Origin of the sequence: Sulfitobacter pacificus (genome assembly GCF_030159975.1) — a bacterium.
GTDB lineage: Bacteria > Pseudomonadota > Alphaproteobacteria > Rhodobacterales > Rhodobacteraceae > Sulfitobacter > Sulfitobacter pacificus.
The window spans coordinates 52,603-67,121 of sequence record NZ_BSNL01000025.1; the positions used below are offsets into that span (position 1 = coordinate 52,603).

The 14,519-nt window shown below is 58.2% G+C and carries 17 protein-coding genes; 8 read left to right on the forward strand and 9 right to left on the reverse strand.

What is annotated here, in order from left to right:
* Positions 1-134 precede the first annotated feature (134 nt).
* On the reverse strand, positions 135-1,100 hold the full coding sequence (locus QQL78_RS21460) for a response regulator (RefSeq protein ID WP_284376941.1): 966 nt from the start codon (positions 1,098-1,100) through the stop codon (positions 135-137).
* A 243-nt stretch (positions 1,101-1,343) separates the two neighbouring features.
* Between QQL78_RS21460 and QQL78_RS21465 the strand changes: the two genes are divergently transcribed.
* On the forward strand, positions 1,344-2,288 hold the full coding sequence (locus QQL78_RS21465; protein ID WP_284376943.1) for a response regulator: 945 nt from the start codon (positions 1,344-1,346) through the stop codon (positions 2,286-2,288).
* Between the two features lie 26 nt (positions 2,289-2,314).
* Here QQL78_RS21465 and QQL78_RS21470 read toward each other — a convergent pair whose 3' ends face one another.
* A complete protein-coding gene (locus tag QQL78_RS21470) occupies positions 2,315-2,731 on the reverse strand; it encodes a prepilin peptidase (RefSeq protein WP_284376945.1) in 417 nt (138 codons plus the stop codon).
* 178 nt (positions 2,732-2,909) lie between these two features.
* Here QQL78_RS21470 and QQL78_RS21475 point away from each other — a divergent pair, with 178 nt between their 5' ends.
* Positions 2,910-4,472, forward strand: coding sequence for a DUF4331 domain-containing protein (locus QQL78_RS21475; protein ID WP_284376947.1), 1,563 nt, complete (start codon positions 2,910-2,912; stop codon positions 4,470-4,472).
* A 12-nt stretch (positions 4,473-4,484) separates the two neighbouring features.
* Positions 4,485-4,691: a hypothetical protein gene (locus QQL78_RS21480; protein WP_284376949.1), complete on the forward strand. Its 207-nt coding sequence runs from the start codon at positions 4,485-4,487 to the stop codon at positions 4,689-4,691.
* Positions 4,692-4,739: 48 nt separating this feature from the next.
* Here QQL78_RS21480 and QQL78_RS21485 read toward each other — a convergent pair whose 3' ends face one another.
* Genes QQL78_RS21485 through QQL78_RS21495 form a run of 3 tightly spaced genes read right to left on the reverse strand, consistent with a single transcriptional unit; the run spans position 4,740 to position 7,248 of the window.
* A complete protein-coding gene (locus QQL78_RS21485; protein WP_284376951.1) occupies positions 4,740-5,588 on the reverse strand; it encodes a type II secretion system minor pseudopilin in 849 nt (282 codons plus the stop codon).
* Positions 5,585-6,136 carry a type II secretion system protein GspJ gene (locus QQL78_RS21490; RefSeq protein WP_284376953.1) on the reverse strand — a complete coding sequence of 184 codons (552 nt, stop codon included), beginning with the start codon at positions 6,134-6,136 and terminating at the stop codon, positions 5,585-5,587. Before QQL78_RS21490 ends, QQL78_RS21485 begins: the two co-directional genes overlap by 4 nt.
* Entirely contained in the window at positions 6,133-7,248 is a 1,116-nt protein-coding gene (locus tag QQL78_RS21495) for a penicillin-binding protein activator (protein ID WP_284376955.1), read from the reverse strand. Before QQL78_RS21495 ends, QQL78_RS21490 begins: the two co-directional genes overlap by 4 nt.
* A gap of 68 nt (positions 7,249-7,316) precedes the next feature.
* Here QQL78_RS21495 and QQL78_RS21500 point away from each other — a divergent pair, with 68 nt between their 5' ends.
* Positions 7,317-7,895 (forward strand): hypothetical protein, encoded by a 579-nt coding sequence (locus QQL78_RS21500; protein ID WP_284376957.1) that lies wholly within the window; start codon positions 7,317-7,319, stop codon positions 7,893-7,895.
* Here QQL78_RS21500 and QQL78_RS21505 read toward each other — a convergent pair whose 3' ends face one another.
* The 4 genes from QQL78_RS21505 to gspL are packed head-to-tail and all read right to left on the reverse strand — an operon-like array spanning position 7,896 to position 12,202.
* Positions 7,896-9,104, reverse strand: a complete 1,209-nt coding sequence (locus QQL78_RS21505) for a type II secretion system F family protein (protein ID WP_284376959.1) — start codon at positions 9,102-9,104, stop codon at positions 7,896-7,898. It lies immediately after the preceding gene.
* Position 9,105: 1 nt separating this feature from the next.
* The gene (locus tag QQL78_RS21510) at positions 9,106-10,596 is read right to left on the reverse strand and encodes a GspE/PulE family protein (RefSeq protein ID WP_284376960.1); all 1,491 of its coding nucleotides are present in this window, start codon (positions 10,594-10,596) and stop codon (positions 9,106-9,108) included.
* Complete coding sequence (locus QQL78_RS21515) at positions 10,593-11,051, reverse strand: type II secretion system protein M (protein WP_284376962.1); 459 nt, start codon at positions 11,049-11,051, stop codon at positions 10,593-10,595. The genes QQL78_RS21510 and QQL78_RS21515 overlap by 4 nt, the downstream gene beginning before the upstream one ends.
* Complete coding sequence (gspL, locus tag QQL78_RS21520) at positions 11,048-12,202, reverse strand: type II secretion system protein GspL (RefSeq protein ID WP_284376964.1); 1,155 nt, start codon at positions 12,200-12,202, stop codon at positions 11,048-11,050. Before gspL ends, QQL78_RS21515 begins: the two co-directional genes overlap by 4 nt.
* A gap of 107 nt (positions 12,203-12,309) precedes the next feature.
* On the opposite strand from gspL, the gene gspG reads away from it, so the two are divergent.
* Genes gspG through QQL78_RS21540 form a run of 4 tightly spaced genes read left to right on the forward strand, consistent with a single transcriptional unit; the run spans position 12,310 to position 14,516 of the window.
* Positions 12,310-12,786 carry a type II secretion system major pseudopilin GspG gene (gene gspG, locus QQL78_RS21525; RefSeq protein WP_284376966.1) on the forward strand — a complete coding sequence of 159 codons (477 nt, stop codon included), beginning with the start codon at positions 12,310-12,312 and terminating at the stop codon, positions 12,784-12,786.
* The gene (locus tag QQL78_RS21530; protein ID WP_284376968.1) at positions 12,743-13,258 is read left to right on the forward strand and encodes a prepilin-type N-terminal cleavage/methylation domain-containing protein; all 516 of its coding nucleotides are present in this window, start codon (positions 12,743-12,745) and stop codon (positions 13,256-13,258) included. The genes gspG and QQL78_RS21530 overlap by 44 nt, the downstream gene beginning before the upstream one ends.
* Positions 13,255-13,632 (forward strand): type II secretion system minor pseudopilin GspI, encoded by a 378-nt coding sequence (gene gspI, locus QQL78_RS21535; RefSeq protein ID WP_284376969.1) that lies wholly within the window; start codon positions 13,255-13,257, stop codon positions 13,630-13,632. The genes QQL78_RS21530 and gspI overlap by 4 nt, the downstream gene beginning before the upstream one ends.
* Positions 13,629-14,516, forward strand: coding sequence for a type II secretion system protein N (locus QQL78_RS21540; RefSeq protein WP_284376971.1), 888 nt, complete (start codon positions 13,629-13,631; stop codon positions 14,514-14,516). Before gspI ends, QQL78_RS21540 begins: the two co-directional genes overlap by 4 nt.
* The last annotated feature ends 3 nt before the right edge of the window (positions 14,517-14,519 follow it).

Genomic DNA, 14,519 nt, shown 5'->3' on the forward strand with positions numbered 1-14,519 from the left:
TTACGCCGAAAGAGCGATGTCAGGATTATCTTTCTCGTTTTCAATTTGGAGTGGAAAGATGGCCAAATTTGGGCGCATTGAGACAATACTTGAAAAAGATGGGTTTTGTTGCAAGTTTCTCAACAGACAACGGTTCAACCTTCCTGTGCCAGCTTGTTGTTCAGCCGGGCAAAAAGGTCATTCTCTTCGCTGGAGGTCAGATGGTTTCCACCGGCCTCGACGTTGATACAATCGCGCAGTTTGTCACTGGCGGATAGATTTGACCACATGCGCTGGGGAGAAACCTGTGAAAAGGTACATGTCGGTGGAACCGGTACACCAGTCTGGGTGAAATCCCAAGTGGCCAACAGATTTGCCTCAAATTCCTCGTTTAGCTTGTCTTGATCTAGACGCTTGCGGTCCATGACGGTGCCAAAGAAACGGCCATTGCCAATGTAGGACAGGTTCACATTGTGCTGGCCCAGGGTTTCAATGGCTGCAGTCCCAATCGTTTCCAGACACTGGCGGAAGGCAGGGGACCTGACAGTCCGATAAATGCCGCGCAGCCCTGATACGTTCAGCGTAAACATGGTCATTACAAAGCAGTTTGCATTGCAACGCAGCAACTGGTTTTCATGAGCAAGGATGCTGGTCATCCCGGGAACCTCAAGGTCCAGCGGCTCTTCGAACCGCAGTTTCAATGAATCACTCAGCGCGCTCATTGTGTGTTGTGCCTTGGCAAGGCTGCGGTTCAGCAGGCCGGCCATCACGACGCGCCCGGTCAATTCCACCGGCTTCAACGGCTTGTTGATGAAATCGGTCGCACCCGCCTCAAAGGCCCGTGCCATCAGCCCGACTTCGTTGCTGGCGGTGATCATCAGGATCGGTGTTGAACAACATTGTGTTGTCTGGCGCAGCAGCTCACACATCTGAATGCCATCCATTCCGGGCAGCATGATGTCCAGCAAGATACAGTCAAATGGTTCTTGTGACGTATGCAACGCCTCCAGACCACTTTCCGCTGAATCATACATGTGAAGATGATAACCAAGTTCCTCGGTCAAACAATCGGCAAGGAGATCAAGGATTACCGGATCATCATCTACTACCAAAATACGCATGGTTGTCGTTTCCTATTCAAGAGCGGCGCATGAAATTGAGCGCCTATGTTTACCGAAGCAAGAAACCACTCATCCCCGGCAAATCAATGACGAGGTTGTGACAACATTAAGACAACTTCAGATAGAATTTCACATAACCGCCTTAAACCCGCTGAAACTCTCAAAATTGGCCAAGTCTTTTCACAAATTTGTCCAGATTGTGAGGCACCACTGAATTCAACTTATGGTTCGCAAGGAAACAAGATGAGAATTCTCGCTGTAGATGACGACCCAGTTGTTTTAGATTTGCTGAAGGTTATCCTGAAGCAAGAAGGCCACGACGAAGTTGTTGTTGCGGGCTCTGGTCCTGCGGCACTTGATATTCTTGTGCGGGACGACAGGGGGTTTGATGTCTTGGTGCTGGATATTGCGATGCCGGGTATGGATGGCGTTGTTCTGTGCCGCGAGATCCGCAAACTGCGTTATTATGCGGACACGCCGATCATCATGCTGACTGCGCATTCCGATAGCCGCTCCATCGAAAGCGCGTTCGGGGCAGGTGCGAATGACTACATCACCAAACCATTTGACATAAAAGGCATTGGCATAAGGTTGCAGATTGCCGAACGTATGATGGCAGAAAACCGGATCACGCTGGATATCAACGCGTTGCAATCCAAACTGGATGGGCCGGAAGGGCAGCATTGTTTTGCTCTTGAGGATGCAGTTTGCCTGCGCGGTGTCAAACAACATACCGATGTGTTTTCACTGGGCAATTACCTGTCGACCATGGAACGCTACCGGGTTGATGAAACCTCTGTTTTTGCGGGGCAAATTCAGTCGTTTGATGCCCTGTACCGAAGCTGCACAGAGCAGGAGCTTGCCACTGTATTGTCGGAGGTCTGGAACAGTATTTCAGCCGCAGCCGACAACACCCGATTGCTGGGCAGCTATGTCGGATCCGGCACATTCATTTTGATTGCAGCCTGTAGTATTCAGGACGAATGGCTTGGGTTGGAACCTACGATCAAGACAATTCTGGCGGCATCGCCCTCTTTGAAAAAGGCGAGTTTGGGTTGCCCTGTCGCCGTCGTATTGGGCCGTCCTTTCCGTCCAAATGCAAGCAAGACCAAACGCGTCAAGCCGACCTTTGACCGCGCGCGCCAACTGCTTCAGAAGCGTCTGGAAATGGATGCGGCCAGCGGTTGATCTTGTAGGATTGATGTCTTCTGAGCTTAGGCAAAGTGTTCAGCGATCCAGACCAGCCAGAATCCAAGTGCCAGCCAGGGACCGAATGCGATTTCCCGCCTGACAGCGTTTTTGCGCATCCGTAAAAACACCAGCCCCCCCAGTGCCGCGATCAGCAATACATAAGGTAAAGCTGCCGGGCCGAGCCATGCACCACTTGCGGCAAAAAGCTTGGCGTCGCCCAGCCCCAATCCCTCCTGCCCCGTGCGCCAGAAGTAATACTGCCCTACAACCCAGAATAGTGCAAAGCCCAGCAGGCAGCCGAGCAGGGACGCGGGCAGTCCGATCCCCTTGTCCCCTGTTGCGAGGATCAGCCCCGCCAAGATCAATGGCAAAGTATAAACATCAGGCAGGCGAAATGTCCGAAGATCAATCCAAGAGAGCCGCGCCAGAACGAAGGTCAAAACTATTGCTTGAATATAAGTCAAGCTTAACAACGCTTTGACCAGAGGCTGTCGAAACTGCCAGCCTTGCCTGAAACTAAACTGTCAGCCATCCCGTATCTCCTCATACAGATAATAAAAAATCTACAAAATGGTATCCCGTGAACCAAATGCGATGCCGTCCAATCAGGAGAGACAGATGCGATTTAAGAATAATGCTGCAAAATTTGCAATGACGGTCAGCGCGGCCGCTCTTGTTGCTTCGGCAGCAACAGCATCCTCGCACCGCGAAGCGCCGGGGATTACCGAACAGCCGAAAGTCGATGCGTCAGATTTTTACATGTTCCGCAGTTACGAGCCGGGGCGTGAGGATTACGTGACCTTCATTGCCAACTACATTCCTTTGCAGGCCCCATATGGCGGGCCGAACTATTTCACGATGGATCCTGATGCGATCTATGAAATTCATATCGACAACGACGGTGACGCAATTGAGGATGTCACCTTTCAGTTTGATTTCAAAAACGAGCTTGCCAATGATGGCGGCGGTATCGCCTTGCAAATCGGGGACGCCACGGTTGCCATTCCTTTGCGCACCGCGGGCCCGTTGACGGGTGCTGCCAGTGATCCATTGAATGAAATCGAAAGCTATACCGTGACGCATATTGCGGGCGATCGTCGCTCCGGCACAGCGACGCCGGTGACTGGCACCGGTGGTGAGACGTCTTTCAGCAAGCCGATTGATAACATTGGTGAAAAGACGATCCCTGATTACGAAGCCTATGCCAATGCGAAGATCCAGACCATCTCGATCCCAGGGTGTGAAATGCCGGGCAAGGTCTTTGTCGGGCAGCGCGCAGAAGCCTTTGCCGTGAACCTTGGAGAGGTGTTTGACCTTGTGAACCTTGTGCCGCTAGAAGGGTCTATCACCAACGACCGTGCAAATGATGATCTGGTTGACAGATTCAATGTCACCTCGCTGGCGCTTGAAGTGCCTATCAGCTGTGTGACCGGTGAAGGAAACGGCGTGATTGGTGCCTGGACCACGGCAAGCTTGCCACAGGGGAATGTCGAAGATCCGTCACCAACCTATGCGGCAACATCCGTCTATGGTGGTGCCTATGTACAGCAATCGCGTTTGTCAGCACCGCTGGTGAATGAAGTTGTGATCGGCCTGCCGGACAAAGATCTGTTCAACGCGGCAGAGCCAACACAGGACGGCGCTTTGGCCACCTATGTGACCAACCCGACATTGCCTGCCTTGATCGACATCCTGTTCCGCGAACCACTTGGGGCGACCTCGAATATTGCGCCATCGAACCTGCCGCGGACCGACCTTGTGACCGCTTTCCTGACCGGCTTTCCGGGGGTGAACCAGCAGGCCACAGTCACGGCGTCTGAAATGATGCGCCTGAACACGGCCATTCCGGCCACCGCCCGCGCGGATCAAAGTGCCTTTGGCGTTGTTGCCGAAGATCTTGCTGGCTTTCCAAATGGGCGCCGTCCGGGGGATGATACCGTTGATATTGCGCTGCGTGTTGTGATGGGGGCCTTGTGTCACCCGCTGCCACTGGGTGCTGAACTGGGCATTGAAGGGGCGGTGGAAGACACCGACAGCGACATGATCAATCTGGGTCTTTGTGCCCCGGAAGATGCGCCCGTGGGCAACGCGCCGTTCATTGATGGTGCGCCAATTTCGGCGGCTGAATTGCAGAATGTGTTCCCCTACCTGAACACACCTCTGCCCGGCGCAACCAACTAAGAAGGAGTTGATATGAGACTGAAATCAAAATCCTCTGTGGTGCTTGCCGGTGTTCTGTTTGTTGCCGCCTGTGGTAGTTCCGCTGTTGCGGTTGCGGGTATTGACACCCTTGGCAGCGCCTTCCGCGCCATGTTTGATGCGGATCGCAATGCAGAGCCTGTAGACGCGCAAAGCGTCGACATTGCGGTCAGCCTGACAGCAGAACCCTTCAATCCCTAAACGGTTGAGAACAAACAACGAAATACGGCCTCCCTTTCGGGGGGCCGTTTAATTTGTGGCTATGTCGGGATCTTCATACAGAAAGCGGCGCTCTACAATCTCCACTGCTTTTTCTCCTCGCGCATTGCGGCGGACGACAACAGATTGCATCCTGATCTGCGCCTCCCCGGCGGTTGCCAGAATATCGACAAGATAGGCATTTGAGGTGAAGCCGCTGTTTTGCGGACGCAGGGCACCGACATTGTGCAGCGCTTCCCGCGACAGCGCCCCGCGGCTCTCACGTGTTCGGATCAGCTGTGCGGTTTGGCTTCGGTTTTTCAGCATCACATTCAGCAGGAACGGATTGACCGAGTTCAGATTGATTGTCCCCGGAACGGGCAAGGCAGTTACATGTGGGGCAATTGCTGACAGTGTTTCCTGTGTGACACCGTAGTTTTCCAGATCTTCCAGCTTTGCCACCGGTCCAATGGCGGCTAGAACCCGCGCGATCCGGTTGGCCATTTCGGGCGGTTGTTCAACCGCGACCATCAGGCGGCGTGCAAAATCCTGCGTACCGGCGGTCACATCCATCAGCAGGTTCACGTCGAACTTGGCTTGCAGATCGGTGATCTGTACAGAGAACCGGCCGGTGGGCAGCAGCACCTCATCCTGTATCACGCTACGCGCCCATGGTTCGTTAAAATGGTCTGTTTCCGGGGCGTCATCCAGATCACGACGCAGGGCATCGACCACGCTGGCCTCTGCCCCCATGGCGATCTGTGTCACCACGGAGGCATCCGCCGCGCGGGCGATGCGGTCCAGCGCAGCCTCCTGACTGGAGATCAGCAAGACCATCAAGCCGCCTGCAATCGCCAGCACGACCAGCACCACACCGCTGTCTTTCTTGCGCTGGTTCATTTGCCTCGTCCTGCGGGCAGGGGGAACAGACGGGTCAGGGAGTCGGCACCTTCCACCCCATAGCGCCAGATGCCAAGAGTCAGCTCAGCAGCCAGTGGCCGGGTTCGCGGGTCCAGCGCGACTGGTGGCCAGACGGCGTGCCAGCTTTTGCTGTGATCCAACAGGCGCCATTGTATTGTGGCCACCCCTGAAAGCAGGTGCTGATCAACCGGCAGGCTGGTGCCAAGATCAACGCGGCGGATCATGGTGGTGTCCTGCAAGGAAAGTGTGATTTTAAAGGGGCGGGGTGCTCCGGTACGTTGAAACGCTAGCGCGTCGTCGCCTAATGTCATTTGCGCCCATGTGACCTGTGCCAGATCACGTGAAATTATCAGAAAGGCGCGGTCCAGTTCGGCCAGCCGGTCCAGCCTGCCATCGGTGCGCTCACCGGTGCGGGCGACCGTGTTCAGCACGGCCAGACCGGCGATGCCGATCAATGCAAATATCGCCAGAGAGACCAGCACTTCGATCAGGCTCAGCCCTGTTTCCGGGCTGCGTCCTTTGCTCATACCGAGGTGCTGCCGATCAAGCTGAATTCACCTGCGCCAACCTTGAGAACGCCCAGACCCCTTTCGCACAAGCCGGATTTTTGAAACCGATAGGGGCCGACAACCCCGGTGAAACCCTCCTTGCGCGTCAGTCCCTTTGCCGATAATTGGCCCGACTGCCCCAGAATGCGCAGCAGTTCGACCGCGTCAAAGGTCAGCCCGCTGATGATGCCGCCTGGTTTGCCAGCAGCTTTGGAAAACGCATCGTCAAAAGCGGCAAAGCGCAGCGGATCAGGGGCGGCAAACCATGCATCGCGAAAAGCGGCACGGCCTGACAGGTCCAATGCCGACCATTGTGTCGAGCCCAAAAGCTGGATGCCCTGACCGCGCAAAGCCTGCGCAAAAGGTTCAAGCGTTGCATCCGCAGCGGGCAGATAGACCGCGTTCGGCAGCCCCCCGGCGGCACGCAGTGCGGCCAACAGGTCATCGGCGTTTTGTTGGACCAGGGCCGGGCGCATCGACAGGCCAAGGGCACGCCCGGTTTTTTCAGCCGCCGCTGCTGATTGTGCGCCAAAAGCCCCCGGCGGGACAATGACAGCGACCTCGCGCAGATTGCGCTGTGCGGCAATCGACAGGATCGCCTGTGCGGATTGCGTGGGCGTGACGCCAAACACATAGGTGCCACCCCCAGCCAGTGCCTCGTTATTGGACAGGGTTACTAAGGGCACACGAACTGCTTTGCCCACCGCTTCCGCCTGTGCGCTGAACACCGGCCCGACAATCATTTTGGCACCTGCAGCAACGGCTGCCTGTGCGGCGGAAACAGCGGTTTCCGGGGTCGATCCACTGTCGATGATCTCAATCCCGATGCCCGGCCCACCGCCAAGGGTTGCGGCGCTTTGCAATGTCTGGCCTAACTCGGCAGAGGCACCTGAAAGTGGCAATAGCAGCGCGGATTTCTGTGGCCCGCCACTGTTTCGTGATGCACCGCTTGCAGGGAAGGCAACTTGCCCGCAACCTGCCCCAAGGGAGACCAGAGATGCCGCAGAAAGACCCGCCAAAAGCCGCCGTCGTGACGGGCCGGGGGCCGTTCCATATCTTGTTGCGCTGGGGGGCTGGATTGGTTTTGGCATGTGGGATCCTCGTCTCACTGGCAGGCATCCTTGGGGTATGGATGCCGGTAAGTCTGTTTACACGACACTTGAATTTGGCACCAGCCGTGGTGGCGGTTTACGGCAACCTGCGCACCGGTCGCGCTGTGCTTAAGGGCGGATATCAGCTGGACTGGAACAGCCGCGTCAAAGTGTTCCCGCTGCCTCATCTTGCCACCGGCTTTACGCTGGCCGGTGATGACACGCGGGTAGATGGTATTGTGCAGACCGGGGTGCGGGGCATCGCGGTACAAGACGGCAATGGCCGGGCCGGACCGGGGTTGACCCAATTGGTGCCGGGTGCATGGGCATGTGATATGACTGCCCGTCTTCGTGATGTCGGGATGCGCTGGGGCTGGCGTAGGGTTACCGCAACGGGAGAGATAGACACACCTGCGGGGCGCTGCGAAAAGACCCAGCGCGAGATTGCGATGCCACCTCTGATCTTGCGCTTGCGCAGTTTGGGGGAGGATGGGGTGGTGACCCTGACGGGGGCGCAGTCGGCCGAACTGGCACAACTTCGCGTCAGCCGCGCCCGGACGTTGAGCATTCTGCTGCACCCAGCGGCAGCGGAGGTGTTTCCACAATTGCCCCGTGGCGGCCCGATCCGCCTGACGCTGCCGTTCTGATCACCCTGCAAGCGCATTCAACCCCACAATCGGCATCAGGATCGACATCACCAACAGCAGGACGATCCCACCCATCACCAGCAGGACGGCAGGTTCAACCAATGCGACAATCGCCGTCACCGTCGCCTTCAACGATGCCGCCTGATCCCGTGCCGCACGGTCCAGACTATCCCCCAGTTTGCCCCCCGCCTCGCCACTGGCAATCATCGCAACCAACATGGGGGGAAAGACGCCGGCGGCCTCGACCGATTTCGACAGCACCGCACCATCCTGCACGTTCTGTGTGATCTGTGCGACGCGGGCGCGGATATAGCGGTTTGGCACCGTCCCCGCCGCCGCAGCCAATGCGTCGGAAAGAGGGACACCCGATTGCACCAATGTCGCCAAAGTGCCTGAAAACTGCGCCGCATTCAGCCGGAGGGTCAAGGCACCGATCCCCGGTGCGCGGGTCAGCCATCTGTCCCAGCGCAGGCGCATTGCTGGCTGCCGCAAAACCGCCAGCATGCTGACAATGGCCGCTGCCATAATGCCCGCGCTGATCAACCCCCAGCGTTGCAACCAGTCCGACACGGCAATCAATCCACGGGTCAGGGCAGGCAATTCCGCCCCCCGCGCCGTGAACACCCGCACAATATCCGGCACCACAAAAGTCAGCAGCGCCACAATGACACCCAGAGACACCAGTGCCAAAAGGGCAGGGTAGATCAACGCCAGTTGTAAGGTCTGGCGATTGCGGGCGCGGTCCTCGATATGCACGGCGAGATGTTCCAACACCTGTGGCAGCTTACCGGCGCTTTCCCCCGCCCGCACGGAGGCGCGGTAATACTCGTCAAAGCTGCCTGATGCATCCTCAAGGCTTTCGGCAAAACTGCGCCCGTCAATGATTGCGCTGCGCATGTTCAACAAAAGTGAGATATCCCGCGCGCCCTTCATCTGATCCGCGACTATCTTGATCGCATCCTCGATCCGCACCTGCGCACCTGCCAGCGTGGCCAGTTGGCGGGTGACCAGAACCTGTTTTTTCAGCGCCATCCGATGCGGCCTTAGGCCGGTCGCCGCCCCCGCCCGTTGTTGTGTCGCCTCTACCGAGAGCGGCAGCAGCTTGCGTTTGCGCAATTGCGCACGGACGGCGGTTTCATTCGCGGCCTCCAACAAACCCTTGAATTTTTTGCCCGCCGGATCAACCGCACGGTAGAGGAATGCAGGCATCCTAACTGCCCCCTGCCAAACCGTCATCGCGCACCGCGCGGGCAACTTCCTGCACTGTGCTTAACCCGTCACGGATTTTCTGCGCCCCATCTTGCAGGATGCCGGGTGCGGTTTTGCGGGCTTCATTTGTCAGATCGGCCTCTGACGCGCCCTCGTGGATCATTGTCTCAAGCCCGGGGGTCATGGTGATGATCTCGTAAACCGGCACGCGTCCGCGATACCCGGTACCGCCGCATGTGTCACAGCCCTTTACCGCAAACACCTGGGTTCCGACAGGCAATGCACCAGAGAGCAAGGCGGCCTCTGCGGCGCTGACCTGATGGGGCACCCGGCAATCGGGGCACAGTTTGCGCACCAGTCGCTGTGCCATCAATCCGCGCAGCATCGGGGCCAGCAAAAAGCGCTCCACCCCCATATCAATCAAACGCGAAACGGCACCAATGGCTGTGTTTGTGTGCAGGGTCGACATGACAAGATGCCCGGTCATCGCACTTTCTACAGCGATCTTTGCGGTTTCACCGTCGCGGATTTCCCCAACCATAATGACATCCGGGTCTTGCCGCAAAATGGCACGCAGGCCGCGGGCAAAGGTCATCTCGGTCTTGGCATTGACCTGAATCTGCCCCACGCCGTCCATCGAATATTCTATCGGATCCTCAACCGTCAGGATGTTGCGTTGGCGGTCATTCAGCGCATGTAGTGCAGCATAAAGCGAAGTGGTTTTGCCCGATCCGGTAGGGCCGGTCACCAGAACCAGACCTTCCGGGGCCGTGATGATCTGGTTAAAGACGGCGCTGTCACGTTCGCTCATGCCCAGATGGGCGATGCCCAGTTGCGTTTGTCCGCGATCCAGCAGGCGTAGCACCACCCGTTCGCCAAATTGCGATGGCAAGGTAGAGATCCGCACATCCAACTCGTAGCTGCCCACCCGCAAGCTGACACGCCCGTCTTGCGGCAGGCGTTTTTCGGCAATATCCAGCTTGCCCATTACCTTCAGCCGGCTGGACAATTGCGGTGCCAATGCGCGGCGGGGTTCAAGCACTTCGCGCAACACACCGTCGACCCGAAACCGGACCACCAGCCGCTTTTCCTCAACCTCGATATGGATATCTGATGCGCCATCCTTGACCGCTTCCAGCAGCAAGGCGTTGATCAGCCGGACCACGGGGGCGTCGTCCTTCTGATCCAGCAGATCATCCACACTGGCCGCTGTTTCGGCCAAGGCGCTTAGATCATCACTGCCGTCTTCGGCCATGTTGGCCGCTTCTGATGCGCTGTCGCGGTAGGTTGCTGAAAGCGCCTTGTCAAAATCTGCCGCCTCAATCGTTTCAAAACGGATCAGCTGACCGGCGATGCGTTGCGCCTCTATCAAAGCAGGCAAGGCGGCATCCGGTAGATGGCGGCAAATGGGTGCGGCGTCCGGCGTCTCCGCACTGCTCAGCAGCACACCCTGCGCTTTGGCGAAACTATAACCCAGTGCGGCCCCCGTCATCTTGCGTCCTCCAGTGTCATGCGCAGTGTGATCTGGCCCGGTTCCGTCAGGCGTGACATTTCTATTGCCAAGACCCGCACACCATCCCGTGCTTCCAATGACGCGATCCATGCGCTGGCCTCGGCATAGCCGACTTTCGCAACAGTCACCCGCAGCTGCGCGCCTTCGGGATCCAGACGGGCCAGCGGAATACCGGCGGCTTCGGCGCTTTGGGTAATGCGAGGGGCAAGCGGTGTGGCGTCGGCCTGAAGGGCAACGGGGGGCGGGGTGCCAGTGTCGGCCCTGCGGGCAATCTCGATCAGGCTCAGATACCGCGCGATACGGCTGTTTTGCAGGGCGCGGTCCATCGTGATCGGCTGCCAGACGTAGAGCCACGCCCCAAGCACCAGCAGCAGCGTGGCACCGCCTGCAAGCAGGATCTGTTCCCGCAGGGTGAGTTGGGCAAAGGCCTTCACGGGCGCACCGTCAATTCAGCCCGCGCAGCACCCGCATCCGCAGTTGCAGAGCCGCTGCTGACCCGCAGCCCCGCCGCTTTGAGACTGGCCTCAGCCTGTTGCAGGGAGTCGAGTCCGGGGGCTTCGACTGTCAGGCGCAATATATCGTCGGCCCATGCCAATTGGCGGAACTGGACTGTGCCTTCCTGCGCCAGCAACGCCTGCGACACGCGATCCATCAGCGGTAAAAACGCGGATCCGTGCCGGGGTTGGTTCAGGGCGGTGAGCTGGCGTAAGGTCAATGAAGGGTCCGCTTCCACGGAGGCATTTGGCAGACGGGCGGCAAGGCTGGCAGACGCCTGACTTTTCAGATCATCCGCAATGGCGCTTTGTGCGCGCGCATCAGCGGCTGCAATGGCCAGATGCCCAATTGCGGCAAATGCAATGCTGGCGGCCAGCAGCTTCAGCGGCCGCAGCAGCCCGCGGGAAGGTTGATGAACCCCTTGCCGAAGGTCAAAGACAGCAAGATCAGCGACCGGGGTCAGCCCGTCTTGCGATCTGTCTACCCAGCGCATCCCCTCGGGCAAAGACGCCCCAAAGCTTTCGACCTCTGGCATTTTGGCGCGGTGCCAAAGCGTGACCAACATGTCGCTGCGGGCTGCAAAACCGGTGCCATCAGACACCCGTACCAGGGTTCTGTCCCACTCCCGGAATGCCCGCCAGCTGTGCTGCCCCGCTTCATTTGGCTGGCCCGGTGCAATCAGCATTTGTTCCGCTACAAGGGCACGGTCAGGCGTGGCACTGATACGTCTGGCAAAATCGTCAGCATCCAATGTTGCCGCCAGATGCCGCGCCTCCGGCGTTCTACCGCAAAGGGCGAAATGAGTCTGTTCAATCGGGCACCCAGCAGTTTCTTCCAGCGCAAACGGCAGGGCGGCAAGGCGCTGGCGGGCGGAGCGCACCGGCAAATCAAGCGCATGCAGGGCGACCAGCTCGGCCGGAATAATCTCGATCAGCTGTTTTTGATCTGGTGCGACCAGCTGTGTCAGGGGCCGAGATACGGGCGGAGTATGGAGCGGAACCGCCGGCGGTTGGTCAAGTTTCTTGGCCCCGTCTAAATCTTCGAAAAGACCGGTATCATTTTGATTTAACTGTGTTTTATTTCTTTTCACAGTGGGTTTCTATGCTAGGGTCCAAAGCGGGGATTCTTGGCGGCTTTCCTTATCTGATGACGGTGACACTACCTATAAAACGGATCAGACAGGGGAAGAGTTTCACGATGTTGCATAAATTTGGCATCAGCAAACCCAAAAAGAAGCGGGACCCGCAGGCAGGTGTGACCTTGATCGAGATGATGGTTGTGCTGGTTATCATTGCGGTGGTCGCGGCCATGGTTGTGCCGAATGTGATCGGGCGACCGGATGAGGCGCGGGTGACCGTGGCGCAAAGTGATTTGCGCTCTATCGCCGGGGCGCTTGAAATCTACCGGCTGGACAACCGCAGCTATCCCACCACCGCACAAGGGCTTTCAGCCTTGGTCGAACGTCCCACCGTGCCACCGGAACCTGTCAGCTGGGCCTCTGACGGCTATCTGAGTGTGATGCCGCAGGATCCTTGGGGTGTGCCATATGTGTATCGGTTTCCCGGCGAAGCTGGCCGGTTTGATCTGATCACCCTTGGCGCTGACGGGCAACCGGGCGGCGAGGGGGCTAATGCCGATATTGCCTTTGGTGCGGCACAAGCGGCCAATGGGTAGTGCCCGGTTAAAAGACAGCGGTGTAACCTTGATTGAGGTGCTGATCGTGCTCGTCCTGATTGGCGTCAGTGCCGGGGTGGTGACCTATGCCCTGCCGTCGGCCCGTGCTGCGCGCACGATTGAGCAGGAAGCGAACTTGCTGAGCGCACGGATAAACCTTGCGGCAGAACGCAGCCTGATCAGTGGTCAGCATTATCGGCTGGACTGGACCGTGGCGGGCTATCGGTTTTTGCAATGGCAGGGGCAGGCATGGACAGTCGCCACTGCCGCGCCGCTGAATGAGGAACATCAATTGGCTGGCGGGGCGCTCCTGTCGCAAACTGGCGGTGACCGTCGGGGCAATCTACGGATCACACCTGATTTAGTGCCGTCCGCCGAAGGGGTCGCGCAACTGCGGCTTGTGGCGGGGGGTATTCAACAGTTGATCACCTTTGATGGCTTTGCCGCCCAAACGGGGCAGGGGGGCTCATGACAGAGCAACGCGTGCCAGATGCCGGTTTTACCTTGATCGAGACTCTCGTGGCCCTGACGGTGCTTGCTGTAGGAGCGATGACATTGTTGACTGGCGTTGAGCGTCATGCGGCGGGCACGCGGGGCTTGTCAGACCGGGTTGTGGCACGATGGGTGGCAGAGAATGCCATTGCGGCAACATCACTGGGGCTGGCGATGGAGGGCCGCTGGCACAACGCGCTTGGGGTGGATTGGACCGTGCGGCAAGACGCCCGCGCCTTGCCCGGTTCGGGATTACATGCGGTGACAGTGCGGGTTGCGGATGCAGCGGAGGGGGCGGATGCATCATTGGTCACCCTGACCGGCTATCTTACCCTGAAGGGAGGCGTGCAATGACAGCAAGGCACCTATGGCTGGTCAGTTTCTTTGTCGCTCTGGCGTTGCTGGCGTCACTAGTGTTTGCGGCGACCCGGCTTGGCTGGCATCTTTCCGGGCATACGGATGTCTTGCCCATGGAGGTAAGTGCGCCGCCCGTCGATCAATCGATAGAAGCGCCACGTGACATCAATGCGATCCTTGCGCTGGCCCCATTTGGCCAAGCTGTTGCAGTGGCGCAGACCGTAGCCCCCGCAAACGCGCAGCAGCGGTTGGACCTTGCGTTGCGTGGTGTGCTTGTTGACCCTGATCCAGAACAATCGCGGGCATTTGTGCTGGCCGCAGGAAGCACCTCGGTCTTTCGCATTGGTGAGATGGTTCAATCTGCCGAATTGGTTGCGATCAACGCAGATACAATCACGTTAAAAGACGGTGGCGCGTTGTTGATTGTTGGATTTGACGGTATGGTGACTGGTGACAGCGCCGCCCCTTCACAGACAGCGGAGCCAGAGGTGGGCGATCCGAACGATCCATTTGCCAGACTGGCCGCAGCCCTTGTGCCCGGTCATGGCTCGATTGACCTGCGCGAGGCACCGCCGCCAGAGACCACAGAGGAATACATTAACCTGTGGCGTGGCCGGATCACCCAGAACCCGCAGGCGGCGATGGACAGCGTGGGTGTTGAACTTGTGGACAACGGGTATCGGATCAAGGCAGACCCCAACATCGGGGTCACTTTGGCTGGGCTAAGGCCCGGTGATGTGGTAACGCGGTTGAACGGACAGGCTGTTGGGGATCTCGACAGTGATCGCCTGCTATATGACGATGTAGCAGCATCCGGCATCGCACGGCTGGAAGTGGTGAGGGACGGTCAGGCATTATTGCTGACCTTTCCGCTGAGATAATGA

Bases quoted from the DNA above. Each gene is read 5' to 3' on its own strand.
- QQL78_RS21460 (WP_284376941.1), bottom strand. From the start codon at position 1,100: ATGCGTATTTTGGTAGTAGATGATGATCCGGTAATCCTTGATCTCCTT.
- QQL78_RS21465 (WP_284376943.1), top strand. From the start codon at position 1,344: ATGAGAATTCTCGCTGTAGATGACGACCCAGTTGTTTTAGATTTGCTG.
- QQL78_RS21475 (WP_284376947.1), top strand. From the start codon at position 2,910: ATGCGATTTAAGAATAATGCTGCAAAATTTGCAATGACGGTCAGCGCG.
- QQL78_RS21480 (WP_284376949.1), top strand. From the start codon at position 4,485: ATGAGACTGAAATCAAAATCCTCTGTGGTGCTTGCCGGTGTTCTGTTT.
- QQL78_RS21485 (WP_284376951.1), bottom strand. From the start codon at position 5,588: ATGAACCAGCGCAAGAAAGACAGCGGTGTGGTGCTGGTCGTGCTGGCG.
- QQL78_RS21490 (WP_284376953.1), bottom strand. From the start codon at position 6,136: ATGAGCAAAGGACGCAGCCCGGAAACAGGGCTGAGCCTGATCGAAGTG.
- QQL78_RS21495 (WP_284376955.1), bottom strand. From the start codon at position 7,248: ATGCCAAAACCAATCCAGCCCCCCAGCGCAACAAGATATGGAACGGCC.
- QQL78_RS21505 (WP_284376959.1), bottom strand. From the start codon at position 9,104: ATGCCTGCATTCCTCTACCGTGCGGTTGATCCGGCGGGCAAAAAATTC.
- QQL78_RS21510 (WP_284376960.1), bottom strand. From the start codon at position 10,596: ATGACGGGGGCCGCACTGGGTTATAGTTTCGCCAAAGCGCAGGGTGTG.
- gspG (WP_284376966.1), top strand. From the start codon at position 12,310: ATGTTGCATAAATTTGGCATCAGCAAACCCAAAAAGAAGCGGGACCCG.
- QQL78_RS21530 (WP_284376968.1), top strand. From the start codon at position 12,743: ATGCCGATATTGCCTTTGGTGCGGCACAAGCGGCCAATGGGTAGTGCC.
- gspI (WP_284376969.1), top strand. From the start codon at position 13,255: ATGACAGAGCAACGCGTGCCAGATGCCGGTTTTACCTTGATCGAGACT.
- QQL78_RS21540 (WP_284376971.1), top strand. From the start codon at position 13,629: ATGACAGCAAGGCACCTATGGCTGGTCAGTTTCTTTGTCGCTCTGGCG.